We start from the raw sequence: 14810 nt of genomic DNA, 5'->3' as shown, positions 1-14810 counted from the left end.
CTGCGGCCGACCAGATTTCACCGCGCGCTGAAGCCGAGCCGACTGCCGCCGTATTCGTGCCAAAGACGAAACACAGCGCCACGACATTGGCGTCCGCTCCGTCGTCAGAACCTGACGAGACCTCGGATGTTGCGGCCCGATCGCATGTCTTCGTAGCCCTGATTGATCTGGTCGAGCGTGTAGTCGCGCGTGATTAACTCGTCCAACTTGAGCGATCCGGCGTTGTAGAGTTCGACCAGGCGGGGAATGTCGTGCGCCGCGTTCGACGAACCGTAAAGTGCGCCTCGAATTTGCTTCTCGTACAGTGTCAATTCTAGAAGAGATCCCGACATCGACGTTTCCTCGGGGTGCCCGATGGCGGTGACGACGACCCGGCCGCGCTTACCCACGAGAGCCAACGCCTCGCTGATGTATGCGGCTTCAGCGACATCCGTCGTAAGCACGCACACGTCGGCGAGCTTGCCTCTGGTGATATCACTAACGAGATCCCACGCGTCGTTCATCGACGTCGCGGTGTGCGTCGCTCCGAACGTCGTCGCTTGCTGCCGTTTGAATTCGACCGGATCGACCGCCACGATCGTGAGGGCGCCGGCGATCCGGGCACCTTGGATGGCATTCATGCCGATGCCCCCGGCTCCCACGACCACGACCGTATCGCCCGCGCGCACTTCTCCTGTTCGGACCGCCGAACCGTATCCCGTCGTTACGCCACATCCGATCAAGGCGGCCTTGTCCAAGGGGGTGCCCTGATCGATCTTGACCACTGACGACTTCGGAACCACCGTGTATTCGGAGAACGTACCGAGCAGACACATCTGGCCGACATCCTCGCCGCGCGAGTGAAATCTGTACGTACCGTCGATCTGCGGACCCATCATGAGCGCCGCGCCCATGTCGCAGAGGTTCCCCATACCGCGCGCGCAGTAAGAGCATGTGCCGCAGGCCGGTAAGAACGTGAGGATTACCGAGTCGCCTTCGGCGATATCATCGACCCCTGCGCCAACTTCGACCACCGTTCCGGCGCCCTCGTGGCCGCCGACAACTGGGAGAGGGAACGGGAGATCTCCGGTGACGAGGTGTTCGTCGGAATGGCACAATCCGGTCGCCGCCAGTTGAACTAGAACCTCACCCGCCCCGGGTGGATCGAGATCGACCTCCTCGATCTCCCATTTCTGTCCCAGGCCCCAAAGTACTGCAGCACGTGTTTTCATCCGTCGACCTCCTGTACAAGTAGATTCTTTGAAATGTAAAACCGCTTCGAAGTAAAATCGGATAGTCAGACCAATTGGTTTCAGTGACGCCCCAGAAAAGTTTGTTGCCGCACCGCTCCTACGCGTCGAGAAGATCCTGCCTGTTGGCGCCGTCCAACATCGATCGGTACTCCGGGAACAGATTCTTGGCTTGCGGAATCAGTTTGATCAACTTCGGCACCGGTCCTTTCGCGCGGACCGTGCCTTTAGCCATCGCCATCGCCAGATTGAGCTTGCCGAGCCAGAATCGGTTGCCGGTATCGGCCGTCATGAACAACTCAACGTTTGGAGTGACCGAACTGTGCGAACCGGTCTCGACAAGTTTGTTGGACATATCCACGGTGATCTTCGCGTCAGGGTCGGTGTAGTGAATCCGGAGTATTACACCCGATTCAGCGAGCTTGCTGGCGAGGGTGTCCTGTTCCATTGCACGCCGGAATATTCCACCCAGATAGGTATAGACTTCATCCTCATCGACAAAAACGGCCATCGATAAACTCCTTCTGTCGTTCGTTAAATGCGCTGTCGCGCAATGCTTCAGCACGACTTGACGTATGGGAAACCCCAGCTGACAAGGTCACGTGACCGGAGTCGTCACTCCGTCGTGGTCGATGTCAATCGGGATCTGAGATCAGAGGCGAACGCTCAAATACCAGAGCCCTCACACTTCGATCGCTACTTCTCGGATACCGCTCAAATTCAGTTAAGTCAATCACCTGCGATGCGAATATGGCAAGGGCGCAAGCACATTCGCCGTCCATGCTTTGAACGGTATCGCCGATCGCCGGCCTCAATCACGGAACCTTGCTTGCCACCAGACAGGACGCAGTGCGGCACTCTTGGAAGCCACGTGTGCGGTCGATACCATAGTTGGTCATCATCTCGCCTATTCGCTGCGCCGGGGCCGAAACTCACCTGCCGGTGCCACGGTGCGGAAACGCGGCCGTTTTATCAACACCTGTGCAGCTCAGAATCGGTGTTCGTTGCGGAAGCGTCAGAAGAGTTTGCGGGCCAGTTTCCAAGCCAAGTCCGAATACGGAGGGTAGACCAGCCTGGACAGATCTGGACGGGTCGTTTTGGTGAGGACCGACTTGCGATGGCTAAATTCCTCGAAACCGAACTTGCCGTGATAAGCCCCGATCCCAGACGGTCCAACTCCACCAAACGGCAACCGAGTAGTGGCGAAGTGAAAGAGCAGATGATTCACCACCATGCCGCCGGCGGGCACGTCCCGGATCACCCGCTCGCGGATGGACCGGGATCGCGTGAACAGATAGGCCGCAAGCGGTTTGGGCCGCGCGTTGACGAAGCGGATCGCTTCATCGAGATTACGAACGGAAACGACAGGCAATACGGGCCCGAAGATCTCCTCGGTCATTAGAGGCTCGTCCAACGCGGGATCGACGACAACGGTCGGCTCGATCTCCAACGCGTCCCTGTCGCAGCCGCCGCCTATAACCACATCGCCAGTCGTAGCGGCAATCGCGCCCGCCAACCGGTCGTAGTGACGCCCGTTGACGATCCGCTTGCCGCCGACAGATTCGGCCTGGAACGCTTCGACGGACTGTCTGATTCGATCCACCAGCTCGTCTTTGATGCTGGTTTCGGCCAGCACATAGTCCGGCGCGATGCAGACCTGGCCCGAATTAATCAGCTTGGTCCACGCGATCCGCTTAGCCGCCACGTCGAGATCGGCATCAGCAGCTACGATCACCGGGCTCTTACCACCGAGTTCGAGGGTCACCGGAGTGAGTTGGGCGGCCGCGCTTTCGTAGACCTTGCGTCCGATCTCGGTACCACCGGTGAAACAGATCTTGTCGAAACCCTGTTGGATGAGCTCCTGGCTGACTCCGCCGTCGCCCTCCACGACTGCGACCGCGCGCGGATCTAGGTAATGCGGAACCAGTTCGGCCATGAGGGTCGATGACGCCGGCGCCAATTCGGATGGCTTGAGCACGATCGTGTTGCCGGCGGCGATGGCACCGACCGCCGGCCCGAGAGTTAGCGCGAATGGGAAGTTCCACGCGCCGATGATCAGCACAGTGCCGTAGGGCTCGTACTCGATCCATCCGCGACCTGGTAGCTGCGAAAGCTCGAGGCGTCGGTATTTGCGGCGAGCCCATTTCGCCACGTTCTTTGCGGCGTCAGTCGCTTCGGCCGACACACTCGCGACATCGGCGAGCCAGGCTTCGAACGGCGGACGGCCGAGATCCTCGTCGAGCGCGGCGGAAATCGCCTGCTCGTTGTCTGCCACAAGCGCGTGAAGAGCCAGTAACTGCCGCTTGCGCCACCCCACGTCACGTGTGAGTCCGTCGGCGAAGGCCTTGCGCACCCCGGCAACGGAGAGCGAAATCCTCTCGGCCGCAGATGAAGTAGCTTCTGGAGATACCCTGATTGTTGTCACTTAGGTCCTCAACCTCCCGATCGTTATCTGTATGGTAGCCAACCGCGGTATGAACGTCGACACCAGTTTGTTAGCAGCAGTTACGGGCTGGACGGCGCGCATCGTCTTGCCGACGACCGACGATGCCGCTCGGGATGAGGAGATTGCTTGAAAACCCAGGCGTCCGCCCGACAATCAGTGCAATCAGTGACGAAGGGTGCGGATAGACGGCGGCCCATTCCGCCCTTAAACGCTGTCGCGACTCGTCAAGACGTCTACTTGTTGGGCATCGATGCTTGCTCGGGTCGAGCTTCTAGGTTAATTTGAGTTCACTCGACGCTACTGAGTCATGGCCTTCGGGCCCAGGTAGTAACTGAACCCACCTTGCGGAGATGGCCACTGTGCAACCGTCCTACATGCGACGCTGGAGGCGATACCAGCTCGTGAACTCTCGGTCGTGCGCGATGACGCTGCGCACGTTCGTCCGTATGCTGCACCACCCGGTCGCGGGCTGCGTACACCCATGCCAGACACTGCTGTCGGCGCCGGTCTCGGTGCCGCCTAAGGCGAGATTGTTCCCGTTCACGGTACGGACCGCACGCACGAACAAAGTAGGCTTCGTAAAACGGTACGTCGGTCTCGACGGAAAGCCCTACCTGCCGACCGACCTCTCGCCAAACGCAACACAACACCGAACGTGGCAGGACATTTCGCTGCCACCAATGCGATAGGGGAAACCGCGTGCTCGGCCGCACTACGAAGAGATCCGCATCGTCACTCCCCGAAGAGGACGGTCCTCTTGAAGCGGATGAACATCAGACGCTGAACGGCGACGACGAAATTGTGGAGGGTGACACCGCGACGAACGCGGCCACACAGACCGATCTCGAGCCTAGCGACGCGGAGTCGATTCCGGCCGCACCGGATGACGATGGCGCGGTGCTGCATGTGTACCGCATGGCCATCAACGTGGGAATCGCAATCGTAGTAGCCCTCGGCGCCCTCGTTGGCTGGCTCGGATTCGAGGTGAACCGCAATGACCGCGTAGCCGATCAGCGCGCGATCTTCGAGCAAACGGCTCGGCAGGGGGCAATCGATCTGACCACTCTTGACTGGCGCCAGGCGGACGCGGACGTCAAGCGCATCTTGGACGCCGCGACCGGAACCTTCCGCGACGACTTCGCTTCGCAATCTAAACCGTTCATCGATGCCGTGAAGGACTCGAAGTCTGTGACCACAGGCACAGTCACCGCGTCGGGCTTAGAGTCGGCGACAAAGGATACAGCCCAGGTAATGGTCGCTGTGAGCGTCCGAACATCTAGCGCGATGGCGCCGGAGTCGGACCCACGCACCTGGAGGATTCGGATCGCCGTTCAAAAGGTGGATAACGAAGTCAAAGTAGCGAACGTGGATTTCGTTCCGTGATCCGGCAGCGGAGAAAGCCGGCGGCCGCTAACAGTCTCGCCGTTGAAGGGGACGCCGCCGACTACGCCCACACGGTACCGGAAGCTCCTGCAGCAGACGGCGCGCCGGATATTCGAGACGAGCCCGGAGATCGAGAATGCGGTGAAGAAACTGGGAACGAACTGGATCCGGGATCGCAGACTTCAGTGGTCGAAGTTAGGCGGTGTCCGAAAAGTTTCCGAAAGCTAGTGGCGTTCGTACTTATGCCCGCTGTAATGGGTCGTGTCCGGGACGCGGTGTAAATACGGAGCACGGGCGTAGGTTCCGCTTCACGACCTGCAAGTCTGCGAAGAAGGAGTCACGCCCGTGCCTGTTCGAGTATCAGCCGTCGATCGCATCCGCACCAGAATCGATGCCCTATTTGCCGAGGATCGGGAGCTTTCGGAGATCCTTGAAGAGGTTGCCCGGCTGGGCGCTCAACTGTTGATGCAGGCGGCCCTGGAGGCTGAGGTCACCGAGTTCCTCGGTCGCGAACGCTACCAACGCGCTGCTGCCTGTCCCGACGCTAACGGCGGCTCGCGCAACGGGTATCGACAGGTGACGGTGAAAACCACCACTGGGCCGGTTACGTTGGAGCGGCCGAAGCTGCGTGGCACCACCGCAGCGTTTGCGTCGCGGTTGTTCGGCAAGCACGTGACGAGAACCAACGCCTTGGAGACGCTGGTGATTGCCTCGTTCGTACGCGGGTTATCGGTGCGCGACGTGCAGGCCACCCTCGCCGAAACACTTGGCGACCAGGCCGCGATCTCCAAATCCACGGTCTCGGAAGTGTGCAAGGCGATCCGAGCCGAATACCAGGCGTGGGCGCGTCGTCGACTTGACGAGATCACGCTGGATTACCTGTTCTTGGATGCCAGCTTCTTTCGGATGCATCCGGGGTCGCCGGCCGAGCCGGTGCTGGCCGCCTGGGGCATCACCACCGAGGGCAAGCCGGTGTTCGTCGGGTTGGCGCCCGGGACCGGCGAGTCGACCGACGCATGGGCCGACTTCCTGACTGATCTGGGCGATCGCGGCCTGGGTTGTCCACTGTTGGTTGTCTCTGACGGCGCCAAGGGCCTGATCGCAGCCATCGAACAAATTTTCCCAAAAGCGTTGCGGCAGAGATGTCTTATTCATCGACTCCGCAACGTGCTCGCGAAGATTCCCGCCGGGATGCAAGCCGAGGTCCGCGACGGCTACTGGGCCATCTTCGATACCGCCGATCTGACGGTTGAACCGGGGCCTGGGCTCGTTGAGATCATCGACAAGCGGATCGAGGCGTTCGCCGCCAAATACTTCGACCTCTATCCGGCGGCGATGCGCATTCTGCTCACCGACAAAGCTGGGTTGACTGCCTATCTGCGGTTCCCGGTCGAACACCATGGGCGCGTTCGACATTCGAATTTTATTGAGCGCTCCTTTGGGGAGACCAAGCGTCGGACCAAGGTCATCGGCCGATTCCCCGGCGAGACCAGCGCCGTTAGCCTGGTATGGGCGGTGCTCGACCGGGCCTCGGCCGGTTGGCGCGGGCTGTCCATGACACCGGTCGGTACCCGATTGCTGCACGACCTACGTCGATCGCTGCTGGACCCACCCCGTGAACTGCGGCTGACACCGTCCACCACGAGTAACGGCACCAACCCCGCAGATCCCATCTCGGCCACCGCGTAACAACTCCGTGTCGCTTTGGCAGGCTCAGTTTCGGTGACGGCTGGCGGTGACCAGGTCGATCGGTGGGATGTAGCCGGTGATGCTGTTGATGGTGCGATGCAGGCCGTGGTGCAGCGCGTCGATGTCGCAGCGGGCCAGGCCGCCAGCGGTGGCGATGACGTGTTCGGTGGTGAACGCCAGGTCGTTGATCGTGCCCAGGATGCGGCGGTCGGCGGTCTTGGCCACGGCCACCTGCTGGGGATCAAGATCGCCGAGCGTATCGGCGGGCAGACCCTCGACGTGCAACGCGGCCTGGATCGCCGAGACGACCGGCGGGCCGATCGGGCGCAACCCGGCGGCGGTGACGTTCGGCATGAACACCGAGAACAAGGTCCCGGCGTGGGTCACCAGCAGGCATTTGCGTCGGTCGATCCAGACCAGGTGGGCATACCAGTCGGTCGCGCAGGCTTGGCCGATGGCCGGCTCAGGCGCCCTCAGCAGCGCCAACACCTTGGCGGTACATCGCAGCATCACGACCCATGATCGTAGGCAGCGTCCCCGAGGATCGGTACCCAAGAACACCGCGACGTGGCGCCGGTACAGTGTGGCGACGTGTTGGTCGCCGATCTGCATCACTTCCTCGACATGCCGCACGACGCTTCCGGTCCCGCGCGCCGCCTGGCACAACACCTGGGCGACATTGTCCGGGCGGGCACCGCCGGCCAGGTCGGTGATCGGTGGGTATCGGCATTGCCGTGTCGGCGCCGCCCCGCCCACAGGCGCTGCCCCGGGCGGATGACCATCGCTATCGCCTCGGCCGAGACGGCGGCGCCGATCCGATGGTCGTGCAGCGTCTGCGACGACGAGGGGGTGATCAGCAACTGGGCAGACTCCCCATACGACCTGCGCCGCCGCCGCTCCAGCGTTGCCGGCGACCTCAAGGAGGTCATCGTCAGCGACACGACCGCCGCCGTGTTACGCGACCTGATGCTGCTTGACCCCGACTGTGAGCGACTGGTGTACGGCATGCGCGCCCACCCAAACGGCGCTGCCTTACTGACCAATGCCGACGACCTCGAAGAGCTTATCGGGTTCGTAGCCGCCGAAGCCAACCACGAACCCAACCGCCGCCGCCAAGACCGCCTCGACGCCGCGTTCAACGCACTGACCGACGCCGCCCAAACCCTCTCCAGCTGAGCATCTCTCGGCCCTACGCATCAGCCCTGGGCGCGCCAAAGCATCCGCAGCAAGCTACCGAACCCGCTCGCCGTTATCCCCAACACCACCAGCTCAAGCTGCAAGAGCCTGTCACTTGAGTTCCCCAGCCCGTATGCTCACCCACGAAGCTGCGAACCGACCGGTGCTTTTACACCCACTTTCGGACGCGACCGCTGTAATGCTGGCACTTGCTGTCACGGCTGGTTTACTGTCTTACCACTATCGGACGGCGCGGGTCACACAAAGCGCGGCCCAATCCTCAGTGCAGGCAGCGAAGGACGGAACCGTGGAACTCCTGTCCTACACTCCCGATAATGTGAAGGCGAAGCTCACTGCGGCGCGGGATCTCCTGACCGGCGACTTCCGAAACACTTACACGTCGCTCACCAACGACGTCGTCATACCTGGAGCACTACAGAAGCGAATCTCGGCGACCGCTGAGGTGCCTGCGGCATCCACGACCTCAGTCACTGCCACCCATGCAGTCGTTCTGGTTTTCATCAACCAGACCGTGGTGATCGGCCACGATGCGCCATCGGAAACCGCATCCGCAGTCGAGGTGACGTTGGACAAGTCCGGGGATCGTTGGCTGATCTCCGGTTTCGAGCCGAAATGACATTATGAGAAATACGGCGTGCGCCTACACGTCTGGGGCAATCCTAATCGCGATGTGCGCGATGCCGTTCGCGCAGCCTGCATGGGCGGACAATCAGCGCCTCAACAACGGCGTTGCGGCCAACGTCTACACCATTCAGAGACAGGCCGGCTGTACCAACGACGTGGTGATCAATCCGCAACTGCGGTTGGCCGCACAGTGGCACACCATTGACGTCCTCAACAACCGCGGTCTCGACGGTGATATCGGATCCGACGGCTCCACCGTCGCGGACCGCGCGCGGAACGCTGGCTATGCTGGTGTCGTAGCCGAAACCGTCGCGATCAATCCGGCGCTCGCAATCAGCGGACTAGAGATTCTCAACCGGTGGTACTACGATCCCACCGCGATGTCGACCATATCCAACTGCGCGAACACGGAAATCGGTGTCTGGTCGGAGAACAGCCTCGATCGAACGGTCGTCGTCGCCGTGTACGGTCAGCCCGCTGCGGCGATTAGCCGTCAATGACGGCTGCACGCGACCCTGGAGCGGACAAGACATCCGACGACGGCTTCCCGCGACCTAGCTTTCGCGCTGGCAGTCAAGGGTGAGTGTGCGCGTTGTTGATTGGCCGGGCGGGTCGCTCGGCTTTTGACGCGATGAACAGTGCGTCGGTGTTGGTTGGCGGGGGCCGTCGTGTTCCGGCAGGCTGATTAGTCGCCGTGAGCGGCAGGCTTTCGTGTGCGCCGTGATGGCGGCCCAGGGCGAGCGGGCGGCAAGCTAGTTTGCGCCGTCGTGCGGCATAGCTATCGTGGCCGTCACCGTTCGCCGCTGAGCCTTCCTTGACGATAGCGCTGTTCATCGAAGGGTTGTTGGGTTCGAAGTAGTCGGTATGCCAGGCGGCATGCATGGCGTGCGAGCGCGACGCGGGCCTGGATCGGGGCCATGCCGCGCGCTCGTAGTTCGGCGTCGCGTTCGGTGAACGACGGCGAAAATTGCGAGAGGCCCCAGGCAATACCCATCAGGGCATCGCGGTGCTCTGCCAGTCCTTGTCGAGAGATTCGGCCGCGTCGGTGCAGGGTGGCTGACTGGTAGAGAGCAGGCGCCAAACCCGTTGCCGAGTAAAGATGATCGGCATCAGGGAACCTTTCGATAGGCAAACTGTGTGCGGCGAACGCCGCCGCGCGGATCGAGGCGACGCCGGGAAGTGTGGTCAGGATCTGGCCGTCAGTTTCGGAAAGCAATGCCCCGATTTCCAGGTCGATAGCATCGATGTCCTCGCGCAGACGGCGATAACGATCCAAGTCGCGGGTCAACCGACGAGCGCGTTGTTCGGCATCGGCCGGCGGAGGCAGACATCGGTGCCATCGTTGCAGCCAGTAGCGAGCGGTCGTCGTTGTCAAGGGCCCAGGTGCCCGGCACATCAATGACCGAAGTTGCGGTGGCCGTCCGGCAAATGCGGCAGCACACGCCAGCACCGCCAAGCCAGTCGAGGTCTCCAGCGCCAGGGACCGGCCGTGGCCCGACGGCGCCGACAATCCAGGGCACAGGGCGTTGAGTTGCTCGTGCAGACGCTGTCGAGCGACCTTGCGGTCGGCCACCAACCCGCGGCGATGCCGCACGGCGGTGCGGAGCGCTTCGACCCCGAACAGCTGGCCGTATCGTCGACCACCACCTTGGCGTGCCATGTACGTCAAGGCTGCGCAGTCACGATCATCGGTCTTGAACCTGCCCGAACCCAGTTGTGTACGAGCCGATTTCGTTTCCGAGGGAGCAAACAGTCGTACCGAACCTGGATGCCGACGTTCCAGTTCAGTGACCCATGGCCGATGCAAACTGCCCGTCGCCTCGATCGCAATCACCGGCACGCCCGGACCGTGCTTGTTCAGTACCAGCTCGAGCTGGGCGATGCCATCGCGCGAGACCGACAGCGACATCGGATCGGCGAGCAACCCCGAACCGTTGCTGATCCACACCCGACTGAACACCTTGCCCGGATCTACGGCGACGATCACCGTCGATGGATCAAGCGCAACTCCTAACACCGCCATCAGTAGCCTCCTCCGAACCGAACCTCCATCGAGGATCCGCCCAGCGACTACTCATGGCCTATCAGCTGAGCGCGAGCGCGGGTCACGACCCAGGTTCAGAGTGGCGCTAACCGTCGTTGCCAGTCGCCGACTGCGAGCCTGGCAGCGTGCTTGGTGGGCCAGGCGTATCGGTGGCAGAACTCCGATTTCAGTGTGCTCCAGAAGGATTCGGCCTGGGCATTGTCCCAGGGTGTACTGCGTGCCACGGTCAGCGTGGAAGATGACCTGTGCGGGCAAGGCCCCACGCAGCGCCACTGCCATCGACGGTGCGGACTCCACCAGATCGGTGCGCATGTGGTCCTCGACTGCCCAACCCAGGACCCGCCGCGAGCACCCGTCGTCGAACCGCGCACAGGTACAGCCAGCCCTCACCGGTGGGCAAGTACGTGATGTCCGAGGTCCAGACCTTGTCGAGCTCACCGCGGTCGAATCGACGGTTGACCAGGTCGTTGGGGCGGTGTGCGTCGAGGTCGACCACGGTGGTCACCGGGGTGAACTTCCGCGGGCTGATCCCGGCCAGGCGTTGGCGGCGCATCGAGGCCGCCACCGTCTTGCGGGAGATCACCTCCCCGTCTTCACGCAGATCGGCCAGGATGCGCGGTGCGCCGTACACCTGATCGGAGGCGTCGTGGAAACCCTTGACCTTGACGTCGATCGCCTCACGGCGCTGCTGGGCCGGCGTGGGCCCCGCCGCACGGGCTGTGCGCCACTTGTAGAAGCCCGACCGGGACACCTCCAACAGTCCAGTCATCCGCACGATCGTGAAGTTGGCCTTCTCCGCTTCGATGATCCGGTACATCTCTACCAGTTCTGTTCGGAGGCGAAGAAGGCTGCGTCCTTTTCAAAAACGCACGGTCCAAACGCAATTCGGCGTTCTCTGTGCGCAACCGTTCTCACTCTTTGCGTTCATCATCGTCGAGCACCTCGGGATGATCGGATGCCGACGCCGATGTTGTCCACGGGGGTGGGGTCGGCCGGGTGGCGTTTCTGCGCATTGCGGACAGACGTTATCCGTGACTAACATCACGACGCGAATCCGCGGCTTCCGAATGGTCTGCTTGATAGCCTGCCCCAATGAGTACTCCGATGGGGCCCGATGACGACGAGCCGCTGTTCAGCCTCGAGTTCGGGAAGCTCCTTTGTGCGGGCTGCCGTGCGATGAACCGTTGTCGATTCGGCATGCGTTTGCACCGCGTCGCCGAGTGCGACGCGGTTGAAGGTACGGCGTGGTTCGCGCCAGACCACGAGGGAGCCGGGGGCGTCGTGCACGGCGGGTCAGTGATGGGCGCACTGGATGAGGCATGCGGTGCGGTGCCGATCGCTGCGGCGGTTTTGGCGGTTACCGCCGAAATGGAGGTCAAGTTCCGGCGCCCGGTTCCCCTGGAGCGTGAACTGCGTATCCACGCCTGGCCAGAATCGCGCGATGAGCGCGGCCACTGGATTATTCGTGCCGAGATCCTACTGCCCGAGACAGACACGTTGCTGTGCCACGCGCGGGCACGCTTCGTCGAACGGGACCCCGTCGAGCACTATGGTCGATTCCGGCGGTGGCTCAATGGTGAGCCCGGCCCATCTGGCGGCGAGCAGGCTGTCGTTCCTGTCACGAATCCCATGTGAACGCACCTCATGGTGCGGGAAGCTGTCGGACATGGCGCGGCGGTCGCGGGAAAGCACGTCGCCCGGCTAGATCTGCCATTCGTACCCGGATCGCAGTTCACTGCCATCCACTACGGCGAACGCATCGCCGTAGTCGCTGAGGTACCCTAGCATCGGTGCTCCGTTAGCGGCTGGCGCATATAAACCTAGAAAACCCCGAAACCCCCATCGCCCCAGGGGACTTAGCGCTAGAAGTTGTTAGTGGCCCTTTTCCGATCGCATTCGTTGGTCTATCGTCTCCATCAGTAGCGATCGACGGTTAACAACGCTGATTGGCGTCGAATGACATCAATCCGGGCCGCATCCTTACCGAAGACGCACGAAGCGCCGGAGGTGGAGAAAGTCGACGTGCTCGTTTCGGCTCGGGTTTTGCGGGGCTCTGCCAACTCCAGTGCCTCCGCACGCAGCGGCTGTCAGTGAAGGTTTACCGAGTCGGGATCGCCAGCGTCGATGGCGCGGGCGCAGGCAGCTTCCAGACGGTCCATGCCGTGCTTTTCGCGGAGCCGCGGTGTCCCCTGAGCGGCGCGCAGGCGGTGGATCGCATTGGGTGACAACAACTCACCGATCACCAGTTCGCAGGCCGGGCCGACTTCGGCGGCGATCTTGCGGCACCAGGTCGGGCCTTGCAGGTGGAAGGCGATCTTCTCCGGAGGGTAGTGCTCCAGGTTGGTTGCCCGCCTCGACAGGTGCAGCACGTGGGTGGCCACGACGTTCTGGTCACGGAAGATTTGCACGATGTCGCCGCTGGTGCGGGCGTGCCGCCGTTGCCCGATCAGCCGACATGGCACCGAATACAGGGGCTTTGCCGATTTTCATGTGGGTGTCCGAGCCCACCACCCCAATGGACCATACCGATAGCGTGAACGGCGCCGCCGGTAGCGGTGCCAGCTCACCTGCTTCGAGGCTTCGAATACCCGCACCGGCTGCCCACCATCGAGAGCCCACGAGTTCCGCATTCCGGCGACCTGCAGACTCCACCGGATCGCTTCGGCTTACATCGCCGTGATGCTGGTGAATTCCCTTCCCCGCCAGAAAGACGCGCACGTACTGCATGGGGCGTTCGACCCGGGGTTTGTTGTTGGGCTTGCTGGCCCGTGCCGGATCGATCAGCGTGCCGTAATGCGCCGCCAGTTCGGCGTAGGTGCCGTTGAGCTTCGGGTCGTAGAGATCGGGCTTGTCGACCCCGGTCTTGAGATTGTCGATCACCAACCGGGCCGGGACCCCGCCGAAGAACTCAAATGCCGCCACATGCGATGCGCACCATGATTTTTGGTCCATCTTGAGCACCGGTTGCAGGAACAGATGCCGCGAACAAGACAGCACCATCACGAACGCCCATACCGCCACCCGCCGGCCGCTGCCCGGATCGAGCCACATCCCGAGCTTGCCGTAATCGGTCTGCGCTTCGCTACCCGGATCCACCGGACCACGCGGCACCGTCACCTTCTGTCGTGCCGCTTCCTCTGCGAAATATGCTGCGACCCAACGCCGCACCGACGACTCCGCACCGCGCATCCTGGCCGATCTGCGTGAAGACGGGGAGGTGATCTCCCGCAAGACGGTGGCGGCCTCGATGCGCCGCCAACGCCTGGCCGGGATCAGCCCGCGGAAGTTCACCCCGGTGACCACCGTGGTCGACCTCGACGCACACCGCCCCAACGACCTGGTCAACCGTCGATTCGACCGCGGTGAGCTCGACAAGGTCTGGACCTCGGACATCACGTACTTGCCCACCGGTGAGGGCTGGCTGTACCTGTGCGCGGTTCGACGACGGGTGCTCGCGGCGGGTCCTGGGTTGGGCAGTCGAGGACCACATGCGCACCGATCTGGTGGAGTCCGCACCGTCGATGGCAGTGGCGCTGCGTGGGGCCTTGCCCGCACAGGTCATCTTCCACGCTGACCGTGGCACGCAGTACACCCTGGGACAATGCCCAGGCCGAATCCTTCTGGAGCACACTGAAATCGGAGTTCTGCCACCGATACGCCTGGCCCACCAAGCACGCTGCCAGGCTCGCAGTCGGCGACTGGATCGAACGGATCTACAACCGCCGACGAAGGCACTCCAAGATCGGCATGATCAGCCCAATCGACTTCGAGCACCGCCATCATCAGACGGCACAAGCCGCCTGACCCCGTGTCCACCATCCGGGGGCAACCTCACACTATGCCTTCACGGAACTATTTTGATAGTATGTTAACGACCAATAACTTCGGCTCAACCTGGGCGCTGCGGAGATGACTTTGAGAGTGGGGAGGTGGAGGTGAGTCGATCGCTGTCGGATGCACCGCGGACCGAGTATTCGACGTTCGGCCCGGCCGGGGAGCTTACGGAGAAACGAGCGCGGGTACCCTTCCTCATGGCGCAGGGACAACAACATGAGACACCACCTTGACTTCAAAGGTGTTGTGGCAACGGCAATCTCACCTTCGGCGTCGAAGCCCGCTGTAGCTGATCCGGTGCGGAATTGCTGATGTTCGCCCGCTTCTGCCGTGCCTCATCGGTCCTCCCTCAAGTGGCAACCGT

12 protein-coding genes and 3 pseudogenes are annotated in these 14810 nt (G+C 62.3%); 7 read left to right on the top strand and 8 right to left on the bottom strand.

What is annotated here, in order from left to right:
• Positions 1 to 104: 104 nt before the first annotated feature.
• The 3 genes from ACX12F_RS20290 to ACX12F_RS20280 all read right to left on the bottom strand — a co-directional run bounded on the left by ACX12F_RS20290 (position 105) and on the right by ACX12F_RS20280 (position 3603).
• Positions 105 to 1211 (bottom strand): NDMA-dependent alcohol dehydrogenase, encoded by a 1107-nt coding sequence (locus ACX12F_RS20290; protein WP_260939843.1) that lies wholly within the window; start codon positions 1209 to 1211, stop codon positions 105 to 107.
• Positions 1212 to 1329: 118 nt separating this feature from the next.
• Positions 1330 to 1740 carry an SCP2 sterol-binding domain-containing protein gene (locus ACX12F_RS20285; RefSeq protein ID WP_061003262.1) on the bottom strand — a complete coding sequence of 137 codons (411 nt, stop codon included), beginning with the start codon at positions 1738 to 1740 and terminating at the stop codon, positions 1330 to 1332.
• A gap of 504 nt (positions 1741 to 2244) precedes the next feature.
• Positions 2245 to 3603: an aldehyde dehydrogenase family protein gene (locus ACX12F_RS20280; protein ID WP_234785433.1), complete on the bottom strand. Its 1359-nt coding sequence runs from the start codon at positions 3601 to 3603 to the stop codon at positions 2245 to 2247.
• A 771-nt stretch (positions 3604 to 4374) separates the two neighbouring features.
• On the opposite strand from ACX12F_RS20280, the gene ACX12F_RS20275 reads away from it, so the two are divergent.
• Positions 4375 to 5058, top strand: coding sequence for an Rv1363c family protein (locus ACX12F_RS20275; RefSeq protein ID WP_061003258.1), 684 nt, complete (start codon positions 4375 to 4377; stop codon positions 5056 to 5058).
• 345 nt (positions 5059 to 5403) lie between these two features.
• The gene (locus ACX12F_RS20270) at positions 5404 to 6747 is read left to right on the top strand and encodes an IS256 family transposase (RefSeq protein WP_074328301.1); all 1344 of its coding nucleotides are present in this window, start codon (positions 5404 to 5406) and stop codon (positions 6745 to 6747) included.
• A gap of 24 nt (positions 6748 to 6771) precedes the next feature.
• Here the strand turns inward: ACX12F_RS20270 and ACX12F_RS20265 are convergent, their stop codons facing one another.
• On the bottom strand, positions 6772 to 7257 hold the full coding sequence (locus ACX12F_RS20265) for a DUF6933 domain-containing protein (protein ID WP_043370462.1): 486 nt from the start codon (positions 7255 to 7257) through the stop codon (positions 6772 to 6774).
• 81 nt (positions 7258 to 7338) lie between these two features.
• On the opposite strand from ACX12F_RS20265, the gene ACX12F_RS20260 reads away from it, so the two are divergent.
• The 3 genes and pseudogenes from ACX12F_RS20260 to ACX12F_RS20250 form a co-directional block, all read left to right on the top strand.
• Complete coding sequence (locus ACX12F_RS20260) at positions 7339 to 7923, top strand: hypothetical protein (protein WP_043370464.1); 585 nt, start codon at positions 7339 to 7341, stop codon at positions 7921 to 7923.
• A gap of 133 nt (positions 7924 to 8056) precedes the next feature.
• Positions 8057 to 8560 (top strand): Rv1363c family protein, encoded by a 504-nt coding sequence (locus ACX12F_RS20255; protein WP_459366207.1) that lies wholly within the window; start codon positions 8057 to 8059, stop codon positions 8558 to 8560.
• Between the two features lie 4 nt (positions 8561 to 8564).
• Positions 8565 to 9044, top strand: a pseudogene (locus ACX12F_RS20250) (CAP domain-containing protein); the annotation flags it as partial.
• A gap of 314 nt (positions 9045 to 9358) precedes the next feature.
• Here ACX12F_RS20250 and ACX12F_RS20245 read toward each other — a convergent pair.
• Genes ACX12F_RS20245 through ACX12F_RS20235 form a run of 3 tightly spaced genes read right to left on the bottom strand, consistent with a single transcriptional unit; the run spans position 9359 to position 11381 of the window.
• Positions 9359 to 10591: an IS110 family RNA-guided transposase gene (locus tag ACX12F_RS20245; RefSeq protein ID WP_082762236.1), complete on the bottom strand. Its 1233-nt coding sequence runs from the start codon at positions 10589 to 10591 to the stop codon at positions 9359 to 9361.
• 51 nt (positions 10592 to 10642) lie between these two features.
• The gene (locus ACX12F_RS20240) at positions 10643 to 10948 is read right to left on the bottom strand and encodes a hypothetical protein (RefSeq protein ID WP_407667541.1); all 306 of its coding nucleotides are present in this window, start codon (positions 10946 to 10948) and stop codon (positions 10643 to 10645) included.
• Positions 10839 to 11381 (bottom strand): IS3 family transposase, encoded by a 543-nt coding sequence (locus ACX12F_RS20235; protein ID WP_260939838.1) that lies wholly within the window; start codon positions 11379 to 11381, stop codon positions 10839 to 10841. The genes ACX12F_RS20240 and ACX12F_RS20235 overlap by 110 nt, the downstream gene beginning before the upstream one ends.
• A gap of 335 nt (positions 11382 to 11716) precedes the next feature.
• Here ACX12F_RS20235 and ACX12F_RS20230 point away from each other — a divergent pair, with 335 nt between their 5' ends.
• Positions 11717 to 12247, top strand: a complete 531-nt coding sequence (locus ACX12F_RS20230) for a PaaI family thioesterase (RefSeq protein WP_061010137.1) — start codon at positions 11717 to 11719, stop codon at positions 12245 to 12247.
• Between the two features lie 473 nt (positions 12248 to 12720).
• Here ACX12F_RS20230 and istA read toward each other — a convergent pair.
• Positions 12721 to 13792 (bottom strand): annotated as a pseudogene (gene istA, locus ACX12F_RS20225) (IS21 family transposase); the annotation flags it as partial.
• Here istA and ACX12F_RS20220 point away from each other — a divergent pair.
• Positions 13791 to 14416: pseudogene (locus ACX12F_RS20220) on the top strand (DDE-type integrase/transposase/recombinase); the annotation flags it as partial. The pseudogenes istA and ACX12F_RS20220 overlap by 2 nt on opposite strands.
• Positions 14417 to 14810: the final 394 nt, after the last annotated feature.

The organism is Mycolicibacterium sp. HS_4_1, from assembly GCF_054515875.1.
Note: the sequence above shows the minus strand (reverse complement) of the source record. Positions and strands in the feature narration are given on the sequence as shown.